The organism is Micromonospora qiuiae (assembly GCF_016863555.1).
Lineage (GTDB): Bacteria > Actinomycetota > Actinomycetes > Mycobacteriales > Micromonosporaceae > Micromonospora > Micromonospora qiuiae.
Genome location: NZ_BOPC01000009.1, coordinates 43,589 through 65,558, shown reverse-complemented (window position 1 = coordinate 65,558; position 21,970 = coordinate 43,589). Strand labels below are relative to the sequence as shown.

General features: G+C 71.4%; 23 protein-coding genes. 10 read left to right on the top strand and 13 right to left on the bottom strand.

The genetic code is table 11. The features are described from left to right. Positions 1 to 101: 101 nt before the first annotated feature. Entirely contained in the window at positions 102 to 470 is a 369-nt protein-coding gene (gene erpA / locus Vqi01_RS02925; RefSeq protein WP_204032725.1) for an iron-sulfur cluster insertion protein ErpA, read from the top strand. Between the two features lie 101 nt (positions 471 to 571). Continuing rightward, a complete protein-coding gene (locus tag Vqi01_RS02920; protein ID WP_204032723.1) occupies positions 572 to 1,549 on the top strand; it encodes a carbohydrate kinase family protein in 978 nt (325 codons plus the stop codon). Between the two features lie 311 nt (positions 1,550 to 1,860). On the opposite strand, the gene Vqi01_RS02915 is transcribed toward Vqi01_RS02920, so the two are convergent. The 5 genes from Vqi01_RS02915 to Vqi01_RS02895 all read right to left on the bottom strand — a co-directional run bounded on the left by Vqi01_RS02915 (position 1,861) and on the right by Vqi01_RS02895 (position 4,787). After that, positions 1,861 to 2,088 carry a DUF397 domain-containing protein gene (locus Vqi01_RS02915; protein ID WP_204032721.1) on the bottom strand — a complete coding sequence of 76 codons (228 nt, stop codon included), beginning with the start codon at positions 2,086 to 2,088 and terminating at the stop codon, positions 1,861 to 1,863. A 14-nt stretch (positions 2,089 to 2,102) separates the two neighbouring features. Next, positions 2,103 to 2,951 carry a helix-turn-helix domain-containing protein gene (locus tag Vqi01_RS02910; RefSeq protein ID WP_204032720.1) on the bottom strand — a complete coding sequence of 283 codons (849 nt, stop codon included), beginning with the start codon at positions 2,949 to 2,951 and terminating at the stop codon, positions 2,103 to 2,105. A 114-nt stretch (positions 2,952 to 3,065) separates the two neighbouring features. Continuing rightward, positions 3,066 to 3,242, bottom strand: a complete 177-nt coding sequence (locus Vqi01_RS02905; protein ID WP_204032718.1) for a hypothetical protein — start codon at positions 3,240 to 3,242, stop codon at positions 3,066 to 3,068. Between the two features lie 151 nt (positions 3,243 to 3,393). After that, positions 3,394 to 3,639, bottom strand: coding sequence for a sulfurtransferase TusA family protein (locus tag Vqi01_RS02900; protein ID WP_204032716.1), 246 nt, complete (start codon positions 3,637 to 3,639; stop codon positions 3,394 to 3,396). Next, positions 3,636 to 4,787: a cysteine desulfurase family protein gene (locus Vqi01_RS02895; RefSeq protein ID WP_204032714.1), complete on the bottom strand. Its 1,152-nt coding sequence runs from the start codon at positions 4,785 to 4,787 to the stop codon at positions 3,636 to 3,638. The genes Vqi01_RS02900 and Vqi01_RS02895 overlap by 4 nt, the downstream gene beginning before the upstream one ends. 196 nt (positions 4,788 to 4,983) lie before the next feature. Here Vqi01_RS02895 and ctaC point away from each other — a divergent pair, with 196 nt between their 5' ends. Further along, the gene (gene ctaC / locus Vqi01_RS02890) at positions 4,984 to 5,955 is read left to right on the top strand and encodes an aa3-type cytochrome oxidase subunit II (protein ID WP_204032712.1); all 972 of its coding nucleotides are present in this window, start codon (positions 4,984 to 4,986) and stop codon (positions 5,953 to 5,955) included. A gap of 10 nt (positions 5,956 to 5,965) precedes the next feature. Beyond that, complete coding sequence (locus Vqi01_RS02885; RefSeq protein WP_204032710.1) at positions 5,966 to 6,394, top strand: cytochrome c oxidase subunit 4; 429 nt, start codon at positions 5,966 to 5,968, stop codon at positions 6,392 to 6,394. A 110-nt stretch (positions 6,395 to 6,504) separates the two neighbouring features. On the opposite strand, the gene trpD is transcribed toward Vqi01_RS02885, so the two are convergent. The 3 genes from trpD to Vqi01_RS02870 all read right to left on the bottom strand — a co-directional run bounded on the left by trpD (position 6,505) and on the right by Vqi01_RS02870 (position 9,235). Beyond that, complete coding sequence (gene trpD, locus Vqi01_RS02880) at positions 6,505 to 7,551, bottom strand: anthranilate phosphoribosyltransferase (RefSeq protein ID WP_204032708.1); 1,047 nt, start codon at positions 7,549 to 7,551, stop codon at positions 6,505 to 6,507. Between the two features lie 85 nt (positions 7,552 to 7,636). Continuing rightward, positions 7,637 to 8,032, bottom strand: a complete 396-nt coding sequence (locus tag Vqi01_RS02875) for a response regulator (RefSeq protein ID WP_204032706.1) — start codon at positions 8,030 to 8,032, stop codon at positions 7,637 to 7,639. A 207-nt stretch (positions 8,033 to 8,239) separates the two neighbouring features. After that, entirely contained in the window at positions 8,240 to 9,235 is a 996-nt protein-coding gene (locus tag Vqi01_RS02870) for a cytochrome c oxidase assembly protein (RefSeq protein ID WP_239098134.1), read from the bottom strand. A gap of 108 nt (positions 9,236 to 9,343) precedes the next feature. Here Vqi01_RS02870 and ctaE point away from each other — a divergent pair, with 108 nt between their 5' ends. From ctaE to Vqi01_RS02845, 5 genes are all read left to right on the top strand, one after another. Continuing rightward, positions 9,344 to 9,946 carry an aa3-type cytochrome oxidase subunit III gene (gene ctaE / locus Vqi01_RS02865; RefSeq protein ID WP_204032704.1) on the top strand — a complete coding sequence of 201 codons (603 nt, stop codon included), beginning with the start codon at positions 9,344 to 9,346 and terminating at the stop codon, positions 9,944 to 9,946. A 72-nt stretch (positions 9,947 to 10,018) separates the two neighbouring features. After that, positions 10,019 to 10,855, top strand: coding sequence for a cytochrome bc1 complex diheme cytochrome c subunit (gene qcrC / locus Vqi01_RS02860; RefSeq protein ID WP_204032702.1), 837 nt, complete (start codon positions 10,019 to 10,021; stop codon positions 10,853 to 10,855). Between the two features lie 11 nt (positions 10,856 to 10,866). Continuing rightward, positions 10,867 to 11,952, top strand: coding sequence for a cytochrome bc1 complex Rieske iron-sulfur subunit (gene qcrA, locus Vqi01_RS02855; RefSeq protein ID WP_204032700.1), 1,086 nt, complete (start codon positions 10,867 to 10,869; stop codon positions 11,950 to 11,952). Continuing rightward, entirely contained in the window at positions 11,949 to 13,574 is a 1,626-nt protein-coding gene (qcrB, locus tag Vqi01_RS02850; RefSeq protein ID WP_204032696.1) for a cytochrome bc1 complex cytochrome b subunit, read from the top strand. Before qcrA ends, qcrB begins: the two co-directional genes overlap by 4 nt. A 166-nt stretch (positions 13,575 to 13,740) precedes the next feature. Then, positions 13,741 to 14,412, top strand: a complete 672-nt coding sequence (locus tag Vqi01_RS02845; protein ID WP_204032695.1) for a DUF4142 domain-containing protein — start codon at positions 13,741 to 13,743, stop codon at positions 14,410 to 14,412. 61 nt (positions 14,413 to 14,473) lie between these two features. On the opposite strand, the gene Vqi01_RS02840 is transcribed toward Vqi01_RS02845, so the two are convergent. The 5 genes from Vqi01_RS02840 to Vqi01_RS02820 all read right to left on the bottom strand — a co-directional run bounded on the left by Vqi01_RS02840 (position 14,474) and on the right by Vqi01_RS02820 (position 20,067). Continuing rightward, the gene (locus tag Vqi01_RS02840; RefSeq protein WP_204032694.1) at positions 14,474 to 14,761 is read right to left on the bottom strand and encodes an Lrp/AsnC family transcriptional regulator; all 288 of its coding nucleotides are present in this window, start codon (positions 14,759 to 14,761) and stop codon (positions 14,474 to 14,476) included. A 47-nt stretch (positions 14,762 to 14,808) separates the two neighbouring features. Then, on the bottom strand, positions 14,809 to 15,675 hold the full coding sequence (locus tag Vqi01_RS02835; RefSeq protein ID WP_204032854.1) for a nucleotidyltransferase family protein: 867 nt from the start codon (positions 15,673 to 15,675) through the stop codon (positions 14,809 to 14,811). Between the two features lie 41 nt (positions 15,676 to 15,716). Further along, a complete protein-coding gene (locus Vqi01_RS02830; protein ID WP_204032692.1) occupies positions 15,717 to 16,259 on the bottom strand; it encodes an NUDIX hydrolase in 543 nt (180 codons plus the stop codon). A 134-nt stretch (positions 16,260 to 16,393) separates the two neighbouring features. Beyond that, entirely contained in the window at positions 16,394 to 18,184 is a 1,791-nt protein-coding gene (locus Vqi01_RS02825; RefSeq protein ID WP_204032852.1) for a RelA/SpoT family protein, read from the bottom strand. Positions 18,185 to 18,312: 128 nt separating this feature from the next. After that, positions 18,313 to 20,067, bottom strand: a complete 1,755-nt coding sequence (locus Vqi01_RS02820; protein ID WP_204032690.1) for a DEDD exonuclease domain-containing protein — start codon at positions 20,065 to 20,067, stop codon at positions 18,313 to 18,315. A gap of 127 nt (positions 20,068 to 20,194) precedes the next feature. Between Vqi01_RS02820 and Vqi01_RS02815 the strand changes: the two genes are divergently transcribed. Then, positions 20,195 to 21,874, top strand: a complete 1,680-nt coding sequence (locus Vqi01_RS02815; protein ID WP_204032689.1) for an NYN domain-containing protein — start codon at positions 20,195 to 20,197, stop codon at positions 21,872 to 21,874. The last annotated feature ends 96 nt before the right edge of the window (positions 21,875 to 21,970 follow it).

Here is a 21,970-nt window from a genome sequence, read left to right as displayed (position 1 = left end):
CGGCCTACAATCGGAGCTTGGACCACTGTGGGAATCGCTGACCGGCGGATGACGTTGGCCAGGGGAGACCACACCCGTAACGCGCGCAGGGAGAATTCCACGTGACCACGCCAGCGCAGACCGAGTCGACCGAGGCCAAGGCCCCCACGTCCGTCGTCCTCACCGACGTCGCGGCGCAGAAGGTCAAGGCCCTGATCGAGCAGGAGGGCCGCGACGACCTGCGGCTCCGAATCGCCGTGCAGCCGGGCGGCTGCTCCGGCCTGCGGTACCAGCTCTTCTTCGACGAGCGTTCGCTCGACGGTGACGTCGTCACCGATTACGACGGCGTCGAGGTCGTCGTCGACCGGATGAGCGCTCCGTACCTGACCGGCGCCACCATCGACTTCGCCGACCGGATCGACGCCCAGGGCTTCACCATCGACAACCCCAACGCGGGCAACTCCTGCGCCTGCGGCGACTCCTTCAGCTGAGTCGGTCTTCACGACCGGCGGGGCGGCCCGCGGCTGCCCCGCCGTCGTGTTCACGGGACCGGTAGGCTGACCGCGCTCTGCTTCCGACCCCGAGGGTTGCCATGAAGATCGCCGTGACCGGCTCGATCGCCACCGACCACCTGATGAGCTTCCCGGGCCGGTTCGCCGACCAGCTCATCGCCGACCAGCTACACAAGGTGTCGCTCTCCTTCCTGGTGGACGACCTGGTGCTGCGCCGGGGCGGGGTGGCAGCGAACATCGCGTTCGGCATGGGGCAACTCGGTCTGCGTCCGGTGCTGGTCGGTGCCGTCGGCGCCGACTTCGCCGACTACCGCTCCTGGCTGGAACGGCACGGAGTGGACTGCGACTCGGTGCACGTCAGCGAGGTGGCGCACACCGCACGCTTCGTCTGCACCACGGACACCGACATGTGCCAGATCGCCTCCTTCTACGCGGGCGCGATGAGCGAAGCACGCAACATCGAACTGCACCCGGTCGCCCAGCGTCTCGACGGGCTGGACCTGGTGCTGGTCGGCGCCAACGACCCGGAGGCGATGCTGCGGCATTCCGCCGAGTGCCGTGAGCGCGGCTACCCGTTCGCCGCCGATCCGTCCCAGCAGCTCGCCCGCATGCCGGGCGAGGAGGTGATGGCGCTGATCGAGGGCGCGGACTACCTGATGACCAACGACTACGAGAAGTCGCTGCTTCAGCAGAAGGCCGGGCTCAGCGACGACCAACTGCTGGACCTGGTCCGGATCCGGGTCACCACGCTCGGCAAGCACGGGGTGGAGATCGCCGGGCGGGACATCGACCCGATTCACGTACCCATCGCCCGCCAGACGCAGGCCGTCGACCCGACCGGTGTCGGCGACGGCTTCCGCGCCGGCTTCTTCACCGCGCTCTCCTGGGGCGTGGGGCTGGAGCGCGCCGCGCAGGTCGGCTCGCTGCTCGCCACGCTGGTGCTGGAGACCGTCGGCACCCAGGAGTACGACGTGCGCCGCGACCTGTTCGTCAAGCGCCTGGCCGAGTCCTACGGCGACCAGGCCGCCAACGAAATCCGCCCCCACCTCCTGCCCTGACCCCCCACCCCACCCCCCCCACCCGCACCACCTCACCCCACCCGCACCACCTCGTCGATCTTGCACTTTCGGTCGCCGTTTCGGGGTGCAACGCCCCTTTTGCGGCGACAAAAGGCGCAAATCACCCAGTCTCTTCGGGACGCCTCGCAGGCGTGAAGATCCGGCAACTGCTCTCTGTCCACCGGTCCCCCTGGCCAGATCACTTCCAGCCGGCGATCTTGGACACTTTCTGCCCCCAGAGGGGCCTCGCGCGTCCAAGATCTAGTTAGGTAGGGGTGACTTTCGGGATATATCGGGGCGAGGTGGTCGATCTACCGGTCAGATCGCGGGGGGAATAGGGGGTCAGCGGGGATTGGGGTGACCGTGGTGATGAAGGCCGACCATTGGCGGCGCGAGAAGGTGAGAACGGGGCCGGTGCGGTCCTTGCTGTCCCGCACCGCCACCACGTCGGGCAGGACCGCGCACTCGACGCAGTCGCCGTTGTTGGCGCTGCGGCTGCTGGTGAACCAGGGGGCGGCGGAGAGGTCGGGGGTGGACACACTGGCCTCCGGGGCTAGGCCGCGCCGGCCAGCTCCCTGATCAACGCGCGCGACTCGGCGGGCGAGAGAGCGACCTGGCGCAGGTTGTCGGCCACCATTCTATAGGTCCGCACGCTGTCCGGATCCTGCACGTACATCGCCCCGTCGAGGACCTCGGTGTAGGCGATCGGCTGGACGTGGGCAAAGTCCAGCAGGACGAACTTGCCCAGCGGGGTCGCGGCGTGCGGACCGTCCTCGGGGCGGAGCACCTGCACGGTCACGTTCGGCAGCTCCGACATCGCCGCCAGGTGGGCGAGTTGGGCGCGTCGGGTCTGGTCACCGTTGACCCGCAGCCGCAGCGCCGCCTCGCCGATGACCGCGTGCAGGGTCAGCGGCTCGTCGTTGGTCAACCGCTGCGCCCGGGCCTGCCGGAACGACACGAAGCGCTCGGCGTGGTCCGGCCGGACGAAGCCGGTACCGAGGGTCAGGGCCTGGGCGTAGCTCTCGGTCTGGAGCAGGCCCGGGATCACCATCGACTCGAAGACGAACGCGCCGTCGGCGAGACCTTCCAGGCCGACGTACGTCTTGAACCAGTCCGGCATCACGTTCGCCCACGGTGCCCACCAGGTCTTCGCGTCCGACCGGGTGGCGAGCGCGGTGAGTCGGTCGATCGCCCGCTGATCCGCTCCGCAGGCCCCCAGCACAGCCGCGATGTCGTCGGGAAACTGCTGGTAGCGCCCGGTCTCCATGTGGCCGAGCTTCGGCTTGCCGATGCCGGTGCGCGCGGCCAACTCGGTGAGCGTCATCGGTGCCTCGCGTCGGTAGCGGCCCAGCTCGGCACCGATCAGCCAGCGCAGCGCGGACGGATCGTTACGTGCTGCCATGGGCCCGCCTTCCTCGCGACGACACGAACATCATGGCGTAGTGGCCTTCCATTGAACAAGGCGGCGCGCTATACGTATAGCAATACCTGTCAAAGGAGGGCTCCGATGGACGACTCACCCCCACCGCTTGGCTCGCCCGAGGAGTTTCACCAGATGTTGGCCGACCTGGTTGACGAGTTCGCGCCACGACGGTTCGCGATCTGCGAGGAGTACGGCGACCGTGCTGACGGCGGCATCTTCGCTTGGGGGCTGGCCTTCACCGACGGCGTTCTGGCCTGTGGCGATGGCCATGCTTCACCGGGCGCTTCCCGAGCCCGGACACCGCCGTACGCCTATTCTCTCGCTCCGGTCGCCGGCTGCGACTGCTCTGGGTCGATGCGGCGTCGCGTTGTTAATAGGGGGCCCCGCCTATGCACGAGGCGTTAAAAGGGGGCCCTTCCTTTCACTGCGTCCGGCGGATGTCGTGGGCGGGGCCGTTGGTGCCGAGGAACTCCTGGGCGCGCATGCGGCACCAGGCGGGGATGTCGACCGCGGCGGCCGGGTCGTCGGCGAGCACCCGCAGCACCGCGCCCACCGGCAGCTCGGGAAGCCGGCGGGCCAGCGCGATCACCGGCAGCGGGCAGCGCTGACCGAGGCAGTCGATGATCTCGTCGGGCTCGCCGCCGGCCGGGCTCTCGGGGGCGGTCACAGCCCCACCACCCCGGCCTGCGCCCGTAGGTCGGCCACGATGCCGGGCAACTCGGCGAGGAAACGCTCCACGTCGGCCTCGGTCGTGTCGCGGTGCAGCGAGACGCGTACGTTGCCGTGCGAGAGCACCCCCATCGCCTCCAGCACGTGGGAGGGGCGCAGCGTGGACGAGGTGCAGGACGAGCCGGACGAGACCGCGAAGCCGCGCCGGTCCAGCGCGTGCAGCAGCGCCTCGCCGTCGACGTAGAGGCAGGAGAAGGTGACCAGATGCGGCAGCCGCCGCTCGGGATCGCCGACCACCTCCACGTCCGGAACCTCGGCCGCCACCCGGGCCCGGATGCGGTCCACCAGGGGCGCCAGCCGGGTGGCCTCCGCCGCCGCGTCGGCCGCCGCCGCGCGCAGACTCGCCGCCGCCGCCACCACCGCCGGCAGGTTCACCGTGCCCGGCGCCCGGCCCGACTCGTGCTCGTCGGCGGGCCAGGGCGACTCCCACCGGGTGCCCTTGCGGACCACCAGCAGGCCGACGCCGGGCGGCCCGCCCCACTTGCGGGCGCTGGCGCTCAGCACCGACCAGCCCGCCGGCACCGGTGTCCGAGCCACCACCTGGGCGGCGTCGACGTACAGCGGCACCCCCACGGCGGCGCAGGCCGCCGCCGCGGCCTCGACCGGCTGTACGGTGCCCACCTCGTGGCTGGCCGCGATCAACGCGGCCAGTGCCACCCCGGGCTCGGTCACCGCCCGTGACCAGGCGTCGAGATCCAACCGGCCGAGGCGGTCGACCGGCACCTCGCTCGCCGCGCCGCCGCCGGACACGTGCCGCTGGGTGGCGTGCAGCACAGCCGAGTGCTCGATCGCCGAGTGCACCAGCACCGCTCCGGCCCGCCGTCGCCCGGCCAGGCCGCCGAGCACGGCGGAATGCGCCGCGGTGGTGCCGCTGGCGGTGAAGGAGAGCTCGTCGGGGCGTACGCCGAGGGTCTCCGCCGCGGCCCCGCGGGCGGCGTCGAGCAACTGGCGGGCCCGCCGGGCCGACGCGTAGAGCCGGTCGGGGTCGGCCCAACCGTCGTCGAGCGCGGCGAGTAACGCCTGCCGCGCGACCGGATGCAGCGGCGCGGCGGTGGCGGCGTCCAGGTGGACGGGGGAAGGGATCACGTCTCAGCACGCTATCGCCTCGGCCGATGTCGGATACCCCGTCGGGTGCCGAGACTGACCCCAACCGGGTCCAGCCCGTCATGGTCGAGTAATCTGCGACCGTCGGTGACGCCTTTGCCGCTGGTGCGGTGGCTCCGCTCGGCGGAGCCGACCAGATCGAGGAAGACACCGCGGCGCGCTAGGGAGGCAGGACCAGGTGGTCGCAAGGAGTTCGGAGGTACGGCCGACGGCCGTACAGCGCAGCGCATCCCCAGGAGCCGGTGCGCGGCGGGGGCGTCGCGCCGGACGTCTCGCCGGGCTCGGCTTCGGTGGGGCGTCGCTGCTGGTCCTGCTCACGGGCTGTGACGTCGGCGCGGCGTTCGGCGGCTTCGGCTGGCCGCAGGGGGGCATCACCCCGGAGGCCCGGCGGATGTACGACCTGTGGATCGCCTCGTGCATCGCGGCGCTCGTGGTCGGTCTGCTGGTCTGGGGCCTGATCTTCTGGTGCATCGTGCGTTACCGCAAGCGCGGCAACGAGCTGCCGGTGCAGACCCGTTACAACCTGCCGATGGAGTTCCTGTACACCATCGCGCCGGTGCTGGTCGTCGCCGTGCTCTTCTACTACACCGCGGTCATTCAGACCGACGTGGTGAAGACCACCCGCAACCCCGACGTGACCGTCGAGGTGGTCGCCTTCAAGTGGAACTGGCAGTTCAACTACCGCGACGGCCAGGGCGAGGACGCCAACACCACCGCGTCGGTGCTGGGCACCAGCGAGGTCATCCCGATCCTGGTGCTGCCGACCGACCGGTCCATCCGGTTCGAGGAGACCAGCAGGGACGTCGTCCACTCGTTCTGGGTGCCGGAAATGCTGTTCAAGCGGGACGTCATGCCGGGCAACATCCGCAACGTCTTCGAGGTCTCCCGGCTGGAGGGCGAGGGAGCGTACGTGGGCCGTTGCGCCGAGCTCTGCGGCAGCTACCACGCCTTCATGAACTTCGAGCTGCGGGTGGTCACGCCGGAGAAGTTCGACCGGTTCCTCGCGGCCAAGCAGGACGGCGCCTCGACCCAGGACGCGCTGACCGCCATCGGCGAGGAGCCGTACGCGGTGACCACGCGGCCATTCGAGACGCGGCGTACCGAGCACAACTTCAACCAGGGCAGCGCTGCTGCCGGCGCGGGAAGCTGAGGCGGCGGGCATGAAGACCGAGTGGCGCGTTTTCCTGAGCATCGCCGCGTTCCTGTTCTTCGCGGCCATCCTCTACGGCCTCTGGACCTGGAACGAGTCGGGTGGTCGCCTCGAGTGGATCGGCACGACGGCCCTGCTGCTGTCGGCCACGCTCTGCTCGATGTGCGGCGGCTTCTTCTGGTTCGTGGCCCGCCGGATCGACCTGCGCCCGGAGGACCGGCCGGACGGTGAGATCGCCGACGGCGCCGGTGAGGTCGGCTTCTTCAGCCCCGGCAGCTACTGGCCGGCCGGCTTGGCGCTGTCCGCCACGGTCGCCGGCCTGGGTCTGGCGTACTGGCAGCTCTGGCTGTTCGGCCTGGGCGCGGTGGCGGTGATCATGGCCGCCTGCGGCCTGTTGTTCGAGTACTACTCCGGCACCCGCCGCACCGCCGAACACTGACCCCAGCTATGCAGGAAGCCCGCCTCCCAGGGAGGCGGGCTTCCTGCATTCATCGTTGATCAAGAAGTTTGCGTCACCGATCGCGGGCGATTCTGACGCAAACTTCTTGATCAGGTCTGGCGGGCGACGTCGAGCCAGCGGTCGAGGGTGCGGGCGGCGGCGCCGGAGTCGATCGCCTCGGCGGCGCGGTCCAGGCCGGCGCGTAGGGCGGTGGTGAGGTCGCCGTCCAGCGGGCCCTGGGTGGCCAGGGCGGCGGCGGCGTTGACCAGCACGGCGTCGCGGACCGGGCCGGTCTCGCCGGCGAGCAGGCGCCGGGCCACGTCGGCGTTGTACGCGGCGTCACCGCCGCGCAGGTCGCCGAGGGTGGACCGGGGCACCCCGAGGTCGATGGCGTCCACCACGGTCTCCCGGACGGTGCCGCCCGCGGCGATCCAGAACCGGGTCGGCGCCGCGGTGGTGAACTCGTCCAGCCCGTCCTCGCCGCGCATCACCAGCACCGAGTCACCCCGAGCGGCGAAGACGGCGGCCATCACCGGCGCCATCGTCGCGTCGAAGCAGCCCACCGCGCCGGCCGGAGGACGGGCCGGGTTGGTCAGCGGGCCGAGGAAGTTGAACGCCGTCGGCACGCCCAACTCCCGGCGGACCGGGCCGGCGTGCCGCATTCCGGGGTGGAACCGGCCGGCGAAGCAGAAGCCGATGCCGGCCTCGGTCACGCACCGGGCCACCTGATCGGGTTCGAGGTCGAGTGGTACGCCGAGGAACTCCAGCAGGTCGGCGGTGCCGCAGGAGGAGGAGGCCGCCCGGTTGCCGTGCTTGACCACGCGGACCCCGGCGCCGGCGACGACCAGCGCGGCCATCGTGGAGATGTTGACCGTGTGGGCGAGATCTCCGCCGGTGCCGACCACGTCCAGGGCGCTGGCGCGTACCTCCTCGGGCAGCTCGACCGGGACGGCCTGGCTGAGCATCGCCTCGACCAGCCCGGTCAACTCGGCCGGGGTCTCGCCCTTGGCGCGCAGGGCCGTCGCGAAGCCGGCGATGCGGGCCGGGGTCGCCGCGCCGGCCATGATCTCGCCCATCGCCCAGCCGGTGTCGGCGGCGGAGAGTTCCTCCCCGCGCAGCAGCGCGGTGAGCAGGTGCGGCCAGGTCCGTTCGCCCATGGCGGGCCTCCCGAGCGGAAGAGTGCGGGTGGGACGGGACCGGCGCCGGCTCGCCCGGCGCCGTGGCGGTGCCGCAGGCGGGACGTCAGGCGGGTGCGTGCGTCCGCAGCAGTTCGGTCACCGTGGCGGCGGTGGTCACCGGGTCGAGCGGATGCACCAGGGTGGCGTCGACCTCGGCGTAGGCGGCGAGCCATCGGTCTGCGGCGCGGGCGATCACCAGGCAGGTCAGGGGTGGCTGGTCGAAGTCGTCCTTGATCTGCCGGGCGATGCCGATGCCGCCGCCGGGGCTGGCCTCACCGTCGAGCAGCAGCAGGTCGATCTCGTAGTCGTCGACCAATCGGACGCACTCGTCGTAGCTGGACGCCTCGACGAACTCCAGGCGCAGGTCGGGTGCCGGCCGGGTACCGACGGCCAGCCGCATCCGGTCCCGTACCTGCGGGTCGTCGCTGTAGAGCAGGACGGTGCACAGACGATCGCTCATGCCGACAACTCCGCTTCGCTTCCCTGCCGTCCGGGCCGGCCATCGCGGTGAACCGGGTGACCCGGTCCGCGGCTGGCTGGCGATACGGCTATCACCTCGTAGCTGCGCCGCCGATGGTACCGGTCGGCGTGGCTCGGGTGACACGCCGCCCCGTGCCGGGCTCGGGCGGACGACCCCGCAGCGCTCGGGCGGACGACTCCGTAGCGATCAGGCGGACGACCCCGCAGCCCGTTCGCGGGCCTCCTGGCGGTCCAGTTCGCGGTCGATCCGGCGGGCCTCCCGCTCGGCCTGGCGCATCCACTGCACCACGAGCACGGCGAGCATCGTGACACTGACGAACTCGCCGCCGGCCCACAGGATGCCGCCGGCGAGCACCTGGTCCTGCCGGGGGTCGGCCCAGCTCAGCCCGAGCGACGGGTACCAGTCGCCACCGAAGAGGGTGCTGCTCTGCATGATGGTGAGCCCGAGCACGGTGTGGAACGGCACCGACAGCAGCATCAGCAGCGCCCGGCCCGGGTAGGGCCAGCGGCCGGGCAGCGGGTCCAGGCCCAGCAGCGGCCAGAAGAACAGACAGCCGGTCAGGATGAAGTGGGCGTGCACCAGCTCGTGCGCCCAGACGTGCTCCAGGGTGTAGCGGTACAGGTCGGTGAAGTAGAGCGCGAACGGGTTGACCACGAAGATGGCGAACGCCACCAGCGGGAAGGTGTAGACCCGCGCGACCCGGCTGTGCACCACCGCGAGCAGGCGCTTGCGCGGGCCGACCGGCAGGGTACGCAGGGCCAGCGTCACCGGTGCGCCCAGCGCCAGGAAGATCGGCGAGATCATGGACAGCACCATGTGCTGCACCATGTGCACCGACAGCAGGGTGGTGTCGTAGGTGCCGACCCCGGTGACCGTGACCGCGGCGATGCCGCCGAGGCCGGGCCCGAGGAAGAAGATCGTCCGGATGACCGGCCAGCGGTCACCGCGTACCCGCAGCCGGTGCACCCCGTAGAGGTAGAGACCGGCGGCGAGCACCAGGCCGACGGCGAGCCAGCTGTCCAGCCGGGCCTCGGTGGCCACGGCGGTGATCGAGAAGGGCGGCAGGGCGGCTTCGGCCGCGAGCGGTGGCCCGTCGGCGGGCGGGAGGATTGTGCTGGTCACGCCCGCAATGCGCGGTAGCGCGGCCGTGGTGGCCAGGGTCATCGGATCGACGTGCAGCACGCCAATCAGCCTAGGTCAGGCGAACCGGACGGTACCGATCGGGCCATCCGTACCCCCGGTTTGGCCCCCGGCTGATCGCCGGCCGTGGTCAGGGGCAATAATGACCGCGTGACTGCGGCCCCAGCCATTGACAAGAGCAGGATCCACTCCCTGACGCGCCCCAACATGGTCAGCGTCGGGACGATCGTGTGGCTCTCCAGTGAACTCATGTTCTTCGCGGCGCTGTTCGCGATGTACTTCTCGATCCGCGCGGCGGCACCCGACCTGTGGGCGGAGCGCACCGCGATCCTGAACGTCCCGTACGCGACGACGTTCACGACGATCCTGGTGCTCTCCTCGGTGACCTGCCAGATCGGTGTGTTCGCCGCGGAGCGGGGTGACGTGCACGCGCTGCGGCGCTGGTTCACGATCACCTTCGTGATGGGTCTGATCTTCCTGCTCGGTCAGCTCAACGAGTACCGCGAGCTGGTCGTGCACGAGGGCATCACGATCAGTTCAGACGGCTACGGGTCGATGTTCTACCTGACCACCGGCTTTCACGGTCTGCACGTGGCCGGCGGTCTGGTCGCCTTCATCATCTTCATGATCCGCACCACCATGGGCCGGTTCACACCGGCGCAGGCCACCTCGGCGATCGTCGTGTCCTACTACTGGCACTTCGTGGACGTCGTGTGGATCGGGCTCTACGCCATGATCTACTGGCTTCAGTGATCTTGGCGCGTCTCGTGCCGCGCCGCTGCACCACCCCCTGAGACAAGGTCCAACCGGTTAAGGACACAGGTCATGACTTCTGACAACGACCGCCGACGCGGTCTGCTCGCGCGACTGCGCGGGCGGCCCGTGGCGCGCAGCAGGGGCCGCCGCCGGCTGGGTGCCGCGGTCCGGCTGGTCGCCGCGCTGATGCTGGCCGGCGGTGCCTACACCATCCTCGCCCCCGGCGCGTCGGCCCAGGAGAATCCGCCGCTGAGCAGTGCCGCCGCCGACGGCAAGGCGCTGTTCGACGTGAGCTGCGTGAGCTGCCACGGCCGCAACGCGCAGGGGGTCGAGGGGCGCGGGCCGAGCCTCATCGGTGTCGGCGCGGCCTCGGTCGAGTTCCAGGTCAGCACGGGCCGGATGCCGATGGCCCGGCAGGAGGCCCAGGCGGCGCGCAAGCCCGAGGTGTTCAACCGGGACCAGGTCGACCAACTGGCCGCGTACATCCAGGAGCTGGGCGGCGGTCCGGTCGTGCCAGCGGGCGACAACCTGCACGCCGACGGCAACATCGCGATCGGCGGCGAGCTGTACCGGATCAACTGCTCGCAGTGCCACGCATTCAGCGGCGGCGGCGGTGCCCTCTCCTCCGGCAAGTACGCGCCGAGCCTGGCGCCGGCCACCGACCGGCAGATCTACGCGGCGATGCTGAGCGGCCCGCAGAACATGCCGGTCTTCGGCGACAACCAGATCACGCCGGAGCAGAAGGCGGACATCATCGCCTACATCCAGCAGACCCTGAAGGAACAGGGCGACCCGGGCGGGTTCAACCTGGGCCGGTACGGACCCTCGACCGAGGGGATCGCGATCTTCCTGGTCGGCATCGTCGCGCTCGTCTTCGCCAGCCTGTGGATTGCGGGCAAGTCGTGACCGGGGGGAGCATGAGCACGCACACTGAGCAGCCGGCCCGACCGGGTCAGGAACCGATCGACGTGAACGACCCGCGGCTGAGCCGCTTCGACATCGTCCGGGAGGGCGCCCGCCGGGACGACATCGAGATCGTGCACTACGAGGATCAGGTCGCTCCGGGCAGCCGGGCCGAGCGTCGGCTGGTCCGTACGGTGGCGGGGTTCTTCCTGGTCACCGGCCTGGCGGCGACCGCGTTCCTGGCGATCTACATCTGGTGGCCGTGGGAGTACCAGCCGGGCCGCGGCGGTGACAAGCTGTTCACCCCGTTGCTCGGGGCGACCCTCGGCATCGCGCTGCTGGGCATCGGCTTCGGCATCCTGACCTGGGGCAAGAAGCTGCTGCCCAAGGAGGTGTCGATCCAGGACCGGCACGAGGGAGCGGTGCCCGCCGAGGATCGGACCATCACCGGGCAGACCATGCTCTACATGGCCGACGAGTTGGGCGTGCGGCGCCGGCCGCTGCTCGGCATGTCGCTGCTGGCCGGTCTGGTGCCGGTCGGCGCGGTGGCCGCGGCGCCGCTGGTGGGTGGACTCATCTCCGACCCGCACAAGAACAACCAGATGATGACCACCGGGTTCGCCCCGCAGGACGGCCGGAAGATCCGGCTGGTGCGCGAGGACGGGCGGCCGATCCGCCCGGCGGACATCAGCGCGGGCGGCCAGATCACCGTCTTCCCCGGCATCGAGCACGGCGTGAGCAACCGGCACGCTGACTCGCCGACCCTGCTGATTCACCTGCGGGACGCCGACGCCGAGGTGTCGCGCCGCAACAACGAGCGCCAGGGGCACGGCGGCTACATGTGGGGCAACTTCGCCGCCTACTCGAAGATCTGCACCCACGCCGGCTGCCCGGCGAGCCTGTACGAGCAGCAGACCAACCGGCTGCTCTGCCCGTGCCACCAGTCACAGTTCCTGATCACCGACAACGCCAAGCCCATCTTCGGCCCGGCCAGCCGGCGGTTGCCGCAGCTGCCGATCGAGGTGGATGCCGAGGGCTACTTCGTGGCGAAGTCCGACTACACCGAAGCAGTCGGGCCCGACTTCTGGGAGCGGCCGTGAAGCGGCGAAAGTTTGACATGGCAGCGGTGCCGGGCAATACCGCCCGGGCGGTCGACGACCGTTTCCAGGTGGCCACCCCGCTGCGCCGGCTGCTGAACAAGGTCTTCCCCGACCACTGGTCGTTCCTGCTCGGCGAGATCGCGCTCTTCTCGTTCGTCGTCCTGCTGCTGACCGGTGTCTTCCTGACCTTCTTCTTCGAGCCGACGATGACCGAGGTCATCTACAACGGCAGCTACGCCCCGCTGCGGGGTACGCCGATGTCGGCCGCGTACGCCTCGACCCTGGACATCTCGTTCGACGTCCGGGGCGGTCTGATCATGCGGCAGATGCACCACTGGGCCGCGCTGCTGTTCATGGCCGCGATCGTGGTGCACATGCTGCGGGTCTTCTTCACCGGCGCGTTCCGCAAGCCGCGGGAGACCAACTGGATCATCGGTTCGCTGCTGTTCTGGGTCGGTTTCCTGGCCGGCTTCACCGGCTACTCGCTGCCCGACGACGGCCTCTCCGGCACCGGCCTGCGGATCGCCTCGGCGATCATCCTCTCGATCCCGGTGATCGGCACCTGGGTGAGCGCGGCGGTCTTCGACGGCGAGTTCCCCGGCACGATCATCATCAGCCGGTTCTACATCGCCCACGTGCTGCTCGTCCCGGCTCTGCTGGTCGCGCTGATCTCCGCCCACCTGGGGCTGGTCTTCAAGCAGAAGCACACCCAGTGGCCGGGACCGGGGCGGACCAACGGCAATGTGGTCGGCGAGCGGATGTTCCCGCGCTACGCGATCAAGCAGGGCGGCTTCTTCATGGTCGTCTTCGGCGTGATCGCACTGCTGGGCGGTCTGTTCCAGATCAACCCGCTCTGGCTGTTCGGCCCGTACGAGGCGTGGGTGGTCTCGGCCGCCAGCCAGCCCGACTGGTACGTGATGTTCCTGGACGGTTCGACCCGGTTGATGCCGGACTGGGAGATCTACCTGCCGATCGGCGAAGGATATGTGATCCCGCCGCTGTTCTGGCCGACGGTGGTGCTACCGGGCATCCTGGTCGGGCTCTCCACGCTCTATCCGTTCCTGGAAGCCCGCTACCTGAAGGACTACCGCAGCCACAACCTGCTCCAGCGTCCCCGCGACGTGCCGTTCCGCACCGGCCTGGGCGCCATGGCCATCACGTTCTTCGTGATCCTGACCCTCACCGGCGCGAACGACGTCATCGCCGACAAGTTCCACATCAGCCTGAACGCGATGACCTGGGCCGGCCGGATCGGTCTGCTGCTCCTGCCGCCGCTGGCGTACTACGTCACCTACCGGATCTGCCTCGGTCTGCAACAGCACGACCGGGAGGTGCTGGCCCACGGCGTGGAGACCGGCATCATCCGCCGCATGCCGGACGGCCGGTTCGTCGAGGTGCACCAGCCGCTCACCACGCCTGACGAGCACGGGCACACCGAGCTGCCGTACGCCGGCTGGGTGGTGCCGAAGAAGATGAACCGGCTCGGGGCGCTCGGCCCGGCCATCCGGGGCTTCTTCTACCCGATCGAGAAGCCGGCCGAGGCGCCGGTCTCGCCCGGGCACCCGCCGGTCGAGCCGCGACCGGAGCGGGAGGAGGTCGGCAGCGGGGAGACCCGCAGCTGAGGTAGCGCACAGCGTGACGTGGCGCCCGCCGGAGTCGTCCGGTGGGCGCCACGCCCGTTTCCGCCGTCCGGGTCATCGTCGGAGCTTCCCGCCCGTCACCGGATCGCAGGAATAACCCCGGCCAGCCGGGTATCCGTGCGGTCCAACGTCTCAACGGGGAGGAAGCATGTTGGGTATCAAACGACTCGGCCTGCTGGCCGCGCTGGTGCTGGTGGGCCTCGCACCCGCCGCGGCAGCGCAGGCGGCGGCGCAGCCGTCGGAGCAGGACACCCAGTACCTCAAGGCGATCCACCAGGTCAACCTGTACGAGATCCGGGCTGGCGAACTGGCCCAGAAGAAGGCCCAGAACGAGGAGGTCAAGGAGCTGGCGCAGATGATCGTCACCGACCATCAGGAGCTGGACAAGTCGGTGAAGGATCTGGCCGGGAAGCTGAACGTCCAACTGCCGAACGAGCCCAACGCCGATCAACGGACGGCTCTCGACCAGCTGAACAAGGCCAGCGGTGAGGAGTTCGACCGGCTCTGGGTGACCCAGGGTCTGGCCGGCCACCTGCAGGCGATCCAGGCCACCCAGACGGAGATCTCGCAGGGCTCCGAGACGCAGGTGATCCAGCTGGCGCAGACCGCGCTGCCGGTCCTGCAGGCACACTACGACGCTCTGGTGCAGCTCGCCGAGCAGCTCGGCATCCCGGTCCCGGAGGCCAGCGCGAGCGGCTCGCCCAGCCCGGGTGGCACCGCACCGGGCACCGAGCAGCCGGCCCCGGGCGGCACCGCCACCGAGCAGGCCCCGGCTCCGGGCGGCACCGCCACCGAAACTCCGGCGCCGCAGCAGAGCTGACCCGACGGTACGAGTCGAGCCGGTCCACCCCGCCCGGGGTGGACCGGCTCGCTGCTTTCGCTCAGTCGGCGTTGCCGAGGCCGATCGCGAAGGCCTCTTCCAGGTCGTGCCGGGAGTACGCGCGGAAGGCGATGTGCGACTCGGTGTTGAGCACCCCCGGGACCTTCGAGATGCTGCCCGCGATCACCTGGGCGATCTCGTCGAACTCGCGGACCCGGACCATGGCGATCAGGTCGACGTGCCCGGCAACCGAGTAGACCTCGCTGACCCCGGGCAGGTCGGCGAGGGCCGTGGCCACCTCCGGAATCGAATCGGTGGCGCAGTCGATCAGAACGATCGCGGTGATCACGGGAAGGCTCTCCGTTCGTCGGCGTCGTCGCTCATGCTAAGGCCTGCCTACCCCGGCCGCTCAGGTTGAGCCGGCTCGCCCGCCGGGACGGTGAGGTCGGCGCCGACCCGGATCACGTCGTGCAGGCGTTCGTCGGGGCCGACCGTGGCACCGGGCCAGACCACGCAGCGGGTCACCGTGCCGCGTACCGTGGCACCGGCACCGACCACCGACCGCTGGCAGTGACCGGTGACCGTGGCGTCCGCCGCGACCAGGCCACCCGCGCCGGCCGCGTGCAGGTTCGCGGCGAGGTAGTCGGCCGGGGTCCCGGTGTCGTAGAAGGCGCCCCGGTAGGGCACCACGGTCAGCCGGCCGGCGGCCTCCGCCGGCCGCCACACCGCGCGTACCAGGTCACCGAAGGTCGCGGGCAGGTCCCGGACCAGCCGCCAGGGCAACAGCGAGAAGCCGGTGAAGAGATGCCCGTCGAACGTGCCGGGCGCGGCCGGGTCGGGCGCGGGCTGACCGAGCAGGCGTACGCTCTCGCCGTCCCAGCCGGCCAGCAACGCGGCGATGTCGGGGCCGGGCGGCACCGCCGGGTCGGCGAGGTACGCGTCGGCGTTGCCGACCAGCACTCCCCGGCCGGCGATCCAGTCCCGCAACTTGCCCACGCCACCGGCGGTGCCGAGCGGGTCGCCCGGTTCCACTGAGAGGTGGGCGCGCGTCCCGACCCACTCGACGATCTGGTCGCCGAGGTAACAGGCGTTGACGGCGACCGCCTCCGGCCCGCTCAGCCCGAGACCGGCGAGCCGGGCCAGCGCCCGGTCCAGCAGCGGCACGTTGCCCACCGGGCAGAGCGCCTTGGGCAGCCGCTCGGTCAGCGGGCGCAGCCGGGTGCCCTCTCCGGCGGCGAGCACCACCGCGCAGATCCCGTCGATCGGGGCCGCCGGCCACCGGCCAGCGACGTCGAAAGGCCCGGTCACGGCAGGGTGTCCGGCAGCGGGGGCGGAAACTGCCCGGCAAGCGGACCGATGTCGTAGTAGGCGAGCAGGCGCGCGGTGGGCCAGGTCAGCTTCGGCAGGTCGTCCAGCGGGTGCCAGGCCGCCTCGAAGACCTCCGCCCCGTCGACCGTGAACTCGATGCTCGACGCCGGGACCTCGGCGGTGAAGACCACGTCCACCCAGCCCTTGGCGTGCACGACCGCATTGGGCACCGCCGGACGCAGCCCGGACGGAGGCAGCCGTACCCCGGTCTCCTCGTGCAACTCCCGGGCGGCGCCCACTGCCGGGTTCTCGCCGCGTTGCAGCAGGCCGGCGGGGAGCGTCCAGCCTCGGCCGGGCGGCTGGCGCAGCAGCAGCAGTCGGCCGGCTCCATCGGCCTCGCTGTCGCGGAGCAGGGTGACGGCGCCGACGATGTACTTCGGCACGGCCAGTCGCACCAGCCGACGCCGTACCGGCAACGGCAACCGGTAGAAGACCTGGTACGCGACGGCGCGGCCGGTGCGGCGCGAGCGGAGGATCATGGGTCAAGGCTAGTGGTCGTGAGCATCGGTCGCGGCCGGGGACCACAGTGAACCCTTCTCGACCTCCCCTGACGGTGCGACGGACCGTTGGGTAGGGCGCGCCGCGCGGTCCAGGCCGAAAAAAGTTCAGTGGATCACTGGCGGTGGTCGACCAGGTCGATGAGTTGGCGTACCACGGCGTCCGGCTCGATCACCCGGTCGAAGACCGCGACCAGCAGGGTCTCCAGGTCGGGGTAGCCGAGTTCCTCCGACAGCCGCAGCAGCGGCAGATCGCTGGCCAGGCCGCGATTGTGCTGACGCAGCGCCAGCCCGATGGTGGCCCGGCCGAGCCGGACCTTGTCGCTGATCGAGATGCCCGGTTCACTGTGTTCGGCGAACCACCGGTTGATCTGCATCTGTGCGTGCGGCGACTTGACGAAGCCCAGCCACTCCCGGCGTGGGCCGCGTGGGGCGACCTCGGCGTCGAGGCTGGTCTCCTCCTCGGTCTCGGTGAAGATCTCCACCACGTCGCCCTCGTCCAGTTCGGAGGAGAGCGGGGCCAGCCGGCCGTTGATCCGGGCGGCGAGACATCGCTCGCCCCGGTCGGTGCCCAGCTCGTACGCCAGGTCGACCGGCGTGGCCCCGGCCGGCAGGACGATCTGCCGTCCCTCGGCGACCACCTGGATCTGCGCCTCGGCCAGATCGCAGCGCAGCGACTGGAGGAACTGCGCCGGATCGGCGGCGTCCTGTTCCCAGTCCAGCACCCGCCGCAGCCAGTCGAGCTGCTCTGCGCGGTCCGCGGCGGCCCCACCCGAGCGGGGGAAGCGGAAGTCGGCGGCCACACCGTACTCGGCCGAGCGGTGCATCTCCACGGTGCGGATCAGCACCTCCACCGTCCGGTTCTTCGGGCCGCAGACGCTGGTGTGCAGGGAGCGGTAGAGGTTGTTCTTCGGCGAGGCGATGAAGTCCTTGAACCGGCCGGGAACCGGCCGCCACAGGCCGTGCACCGCGCCGAGCGCCGCGTAGCAGTCGGTGGCAGGTCCGTCCACCACCACCGTGATCCGGGGCAGGTCGAACGGGACGGTGTGACCGCCGGCCACGGTGTCCTTCCAGATCGAGTAGAGGTGCCGGGGGCGGGGGGCCACCTCGGCGTCGACCCGGCTGCGGCGCAACGCCACCTTGGTCTGCGCCACCACGTCGGCGAGGTAGGCGTCCCAACCGGGGCGGTCGTGCACGTGGCGGGCGATGCGGGCGTGCTCCTCCGGCTGCAGGTGCAGCAGCACCACGTCGTCCAGTTCCCGCTTGAGGTTCTGGATGCCCAGCCGGTCGCAGAGGGGTACCAGCACCTCCTGGGTCTTGCGGGCGATCCGCTCCCGGGAGGCAGCCGAGCGTACGCCGAGGGTGCGCATGTTGTGCAGCCGGTCGGCCAGTTTGATGATGAGCACCCGGACGTCCTTGCCGGCCGCAATGATCATCTTACGGATGGTCTCCGCCTCGGCGGCCTGGCCGTAGAACGTCTTGTCGAACTTGGTCACCCCGTCGACCAGGTGGGCCACCTCGTGGCCGAAATCCTCGGCCAGGGCCTGCAGCGTGTAGCGGGTGTCCTCCACCGTGTCGTGCAGCAGCGCCGCGACCAGGGTCGTGGTGTCCATGCCCAGGTCGGCGCAGATCTGGGCGACCGCCAGCGGGTGGGTGATGTACGGCTCCCCGCTCTTGCGGAACTGGCCCCGGTGCATGTTCTCCGCGATGGTGTACGCCCGGCGCAGCACCGCGGGATCGGCCCCCGAGTGGATGGCGCGGTGCGCACGGACCAGTTGACCGACCGGTTCGTTGTCGGCTGCGGGCCAGGTCAGCAGCGACCGGAGCCGGCGGGTCAACGGCAGCTCGCCCGGCTGTGTCGGGAGGGCGCCCCCCAGGGCGCCGCCGCGTCCGGCGTCGACGTCCACCTGGGACACCCCCTCACCCCGCCCCACGACCACCGGAACCCGGCAACCGGGAGCAGACCCTCGAAACGGGCAGGACTGCACTTCCTTAACAGACTAAGTGAGCGGAGGTAGTCCGATCGGGCAGTTGCTCATGAGCGTTCGTACCAGAGTTGGTGGGACCCGGCGCTCTCGGCCTTGGTCAACAGGTCGCGGAAGCGGGCCGCGCCGGCCACCGGGGAGGCCCAGCCGGCGGACATCTCGACCAACCTGGTCTCCGGTCGTTCCAACCAGGACAGGATTCGTTCCGACTCCTCGGGACTGGCCGCCGGGATCGGGCCGTGGCCGGGCGGCACCGTCTCGGCGGTGGCCCGGATGACGGCCAGCGTGGGTCGAGGGTGGACCCCGGGCGGAGAAACCCCCGCCCCGGCCAGCCGGCCGTACCGCACCAGCGCCAACTCCCAGCCGCCGCCGGCAGCCGGTCGGGCGGCGGCCAGCTCGGCGATCCCGGTCAGCGCGGCCAGCCGCTGCATGCGTACGGTCGCCCGCAGCACCGCGGCCAGCCGGGACCGGAGCACGGCGGCCTCCTCGTACCGCTGGTCGGCGGCCAGCGCCCCGATCCGGGCGAGCAGGGCGTCCACCACCGGTCGGGGGTCGCCCGTGACGGCGGTGGCGAACGGGGTCACCGCGCGGGCGTCGTACTCCTCGGGGGTGATCCGGTGCTCGCACGGTGCCGGGCAGCGACCCAGCTCGGCCAGCGCGCAGGCCGGCGTGACCGTGCGCAGCGACAGCCGGTGGGTGCACTGGCGCAGCGGCACCGCGTCGTGGAACCCGGCGGCCGCCAGCTCCGCGGCCCGCCGGGACGAGAAGGGGCCGAGGTAGGCGCGGTCGCTGGGGGAGATCTCCCGGACCACCGACAACCGGGGGTACGGCCCGTCGGTCAGCTTCAGCCAGACCACCCGCTCCGGGAACTTCGACCGCCGGTTGTACGGCGGCGCGTGCGCCCCGATCAGCCGCAGCTCGCGGACCTCCGCCTCGAGTGAGTGCGCGCACTCGACCGCCTCGACCCGCTCGGCGGCGGCCAGCATCTCCGAGATCCGGGCGCGCTTCTCCGCCGCCGTGAAGTAGCTGCGTACCCGGGTGGCGATGTCCCGGGAGGTGCCGACGTAGAGCGGCCGGCCGTCGGCGGCCCGGAAGATGTAGACCCCGGGGGATCTGGGCAGGCCGTCGGCCAGGTGGCGCTTGCGGCGCTGGGTCGGGGTGACCGCGCGGGCGAACTCGATGGCCTCGCCGACGGTGTCCACCCGGTGGCCGCCGAGCCGCCCGATCAGCCCGTGCAGCACGTCGACGGTGGCCCGGGCGTCGTCCAGCGCCCGGTGGGTCGGCTGCGTGGCGGCGCGGAAGTGGGCGGCGAGGGTGGCCAGCTTGCGGTTGGGCACCTCGTCGCGCAGCAGCACCCGCCGGGCCAGCGCCGCGGTGTCCAGCACCCTCGGGTTCGGCCAGCGGTAGCCGTGCCGGGCGCAGGCCGCCTTGAGGAAACCGACATCGTACGGGGCGTTGTGGGCCACCAGCACGGCGTCCGTGAGGAATTCCAGGAAACTCGGCAGCACCTGTTCGATCGGCGGCGCCGGCAGCAGCATCGCCTGGGTGATGCCGGTCAGCACGGTGATGAACGGCGGGATCGGCACCCCGGGGTTGACCAGGGTGGCCAGCACCCCCAACTCCTCGCCCCCGCGCACCTTGACCGCGCCGATCTCGGTGATGCCGCCGCCGTCCGGGGCGCCCCCGGTGGTCTCCAGATCGACCACGACGAAGGTCGTCGCGTGCAGCGGCAACGCCGGGTCGACCCCGTCGACGGCCGGGTCGAGCCCGGCCAGCGCTGGTTGGAGGTATTCCTGTCCTGCCATCGGCGGCACGCTAACCGTCCGGTGCGACACTTGCGTCCCGGCGGCCTCACCCGTCACCACGGGTCTAGGATGAGAGATCGGCTCACTCATGAGGCGGTGAGCCCGGTCGCGGTGGGAGACTTGCCACATGCCCCTCACCGAGCCGCCCGACGACAACCTCCCTCAGGAGGAGCAGGTCGTCGCCGTGCCGGCTGCCGATGAGGGCTCATCCGCGAGCGACGGCCGATCCGACCCACCGACCGATCCCCGCGACCCGGCGGCCGGTTCTGTCGGCGCGGCGGCGGGTTCTGGTGACGTGGCGGCGGGTTCCGACGACCCACCGACCGGTCCCCGCGACCCGGCGGCCGGTTCTGTCGGCGCGGCGGCGGGTTCCGGCGACCCGGCGGCCGGTTCTGGCGATGCGGCGGCCGGTTCTGGCGATGCGGCGGCGGGCTCCGGCGACCCGTCGAGTTCTGGGGGCGCGGCGGCCGGTTCTGGCGGTGCGGCGGACGCCGAGCGGGAGCCGGAGCCGAGCCTGCCCGAGCCGGTCCGGCAGCGGATCGTCTCGCTCACCGCCGCTGTGCTGCCCGGCCTGCCCGCCGACGAGTTGCCCGTGCCGCTGCGCCGGGTCGCCAAGTTCGCCCCCAACCGGCGGGCCCGGCTCGGTGCACCGGCGATCGCCGCCCAGCTCGCCGGTGACCCACTGTTCCGGCAGCGGGTCACCGCCCGGGTGCTGGCCGACGCTGGCGACCTGGGCGCCGCCGTGATCGAGGGAACGGCCCCGGCCGTCGCCGACCCGGTCGAGGTGGCGGCTCTGGCCTACCTGGCCCGGCCGCGCGGATGGCGGGATCTGATCGACGCCAGCGGCGCGGCGGTGCGCGCCGAGGCGGACAGTGCGGTGGTGGCCGAGCTGGTCCGCCAGGCCGAGCAGCGGGCCACCCGGGCCGAGCACGACCGAGCAGTGGCCCGGGTCGAGGCCGACAAGCTGCGCGACGAACTCGCCCGGGTCCGCGAGGAGCTGGGCCAGCTGCGGGAGGAGAACCGGCAGCTGACCCGTACCCTGCGGGAGACGCAGGCCCGCGAGCGCAAGACGAGCGAGCTGCTGGCCACCGAGCGGGGGCGGGCAACCCGGGCCGCCGCGGACGCGGACGCCGAACTGCGCCGGATCCGCGCACGGCTGGCCGAGGCAGAGGCGGCTGCGGCCGTTGCCCGGGCCAGCGCGAAGGAGGCCCGCTCGGTCGACGACGCGCGGCTGTGGCTGCTCCTGGAGACCATCGGCCAGGCCGCCGTCGGGCTCCGCCGCGAACTGGCGCTGGACCCGGTGGACCGCCTGCCCGCCGACTATGTCGCGGATGCCTTCGCCGACTCCACGACGGCCACCGCGGCCGGTGCCGCGACCCGGGCCCGGGACACCGACGACCCGGCCCGGCTCGACCAACTGCTCGCCCTGCCCCGGGCCCACCTGATGGTCGACGGCTACAACGTCACCAAGCGGGGTTTCGGCGAGATGTCGCTGGAACAGCAGCGCAAGCGGTTGATCACCGGCCTCGGCGGGATCGCCGCGCAGACCGGGGACGAAATCACCGTGGTCTTCGACGGCGCCGAACGCATCCACGGGCTGCCGCCCACCCCGCGCGGGGTCAGGGTGCTGTTTTCCCGCAAGGGGGAGACCGCCGACGAGCTGATCCGCCGCCTGGTCCGCGCCGAGCCGCCGGGCCGCCCGGTGGTGGTGGTCTCCTCCGACCGCGAGGTCGCCGACGGGGTACGCCGGCACGGCGCCTACCCGCTGGGCGCCGACTCGCTGCTGCGCCGGCTGTCCCGCTCCTGATCGGTCCCCCCGTTCACCGCGCTCCCCGGTCACCGCGCCCCCGCTCGATCGTTGGCAGCTGAGCGACACGACACGCCGAGGAAGACAACAGCTGAA

What these genes read in the sequence shown, in the direction of transcription:
- qcrC (WP_204032702.1), top strand. Translation starts at nt 10,019, where the DNA reads ATGACTTCTGACAACGACCGCCGACGCGGTCTGCTCGCGCGACTGCGC.
- Vqi01_RS02905 (WP_204032718.1), bottom strand. Translation starts at nt 3,242, where the DNA reads ATGGCCATCGCCACAGGCCAGAACGCCGTCGGTGAAGGCCAGCCCCCA.
- Vqi01_RS02920 (WP_204032723.1), top strand. Translation starts at nt 572, where the DNA reads ATGAAGATCGCCGTGACCGGCTCGATCGCCACCGACCACCTGATGAGC.
- Vqi01_RS02910 (WP_204032720.1), bottom strand. Translation starts at nt 2,951, where the DNA reads ATGGCAGCACGTAACGATCCGTCCGCGCTGCGCTGGCTGATCGGTGCC.
- Vqi01_RS02820 (WP_204032690.1), bottom strand. Translation starts at nt 20,067, where the DNA reads ATGGCAGGACAGGAATACCTCCAACCAGCGCTGGCCGGGCTCGACCCG.
- Vqi01_RS02885 (WP_204032710.1), top strand. Translation starts at nt 5,966, where the DNA reads ATGAAGACCGAGTGGCGCGTTTTCCTGAGCATCGCCGCGTTCCTGTTC.
- qcrA (WP_204032700.1), top strand. Translation starts at nt 10,867, where the DNA reads ATGAGCACGCACACTGAGCAGCCGGCCCGACCGGGTCAGGAACCGATC.
- Vqi01_RS02830 (WP_204032692.1), bottom strand. Translation starts at nt 16,259, where the DNA reads ATGATCCTCCGCTCGCGCCGCACCGGCCGCGCCGTCGCGTACCAGGTC.
- Vqi01_RS02815 (WP_204032689.1), top strand. Translation starts at nt 20,195, where the DNA reads ATGCCCCTCACCGAGCCGCCCGACGACAACCTCCCTCAGGAGGAGCAG.
- Vqi01_RS02875 (WP_204032706.1), bottom strand. Translation starts at nt 8,032, where the DNA reads ATGAGCGATCGTCTGTGCACCGTCCTGCTCTACAGCGACGACCCGCAG.
- trpD (WP_204032708.1), bottom strand. Translation starts at nt 7,551, where the DNA reads ATGGGCGAACGGACCTGGCCGCACCTGCTCACCGCGCTGCTGCGCGGG.
- Vqi01_RS02845 (WP_204032695.1), top strand. Translation starts at nt 13,741, where the DNA reads ATGTTGGGTATCAAACGACTCGGCCTGCTGGCCGCGCTGGTGCTGGTG.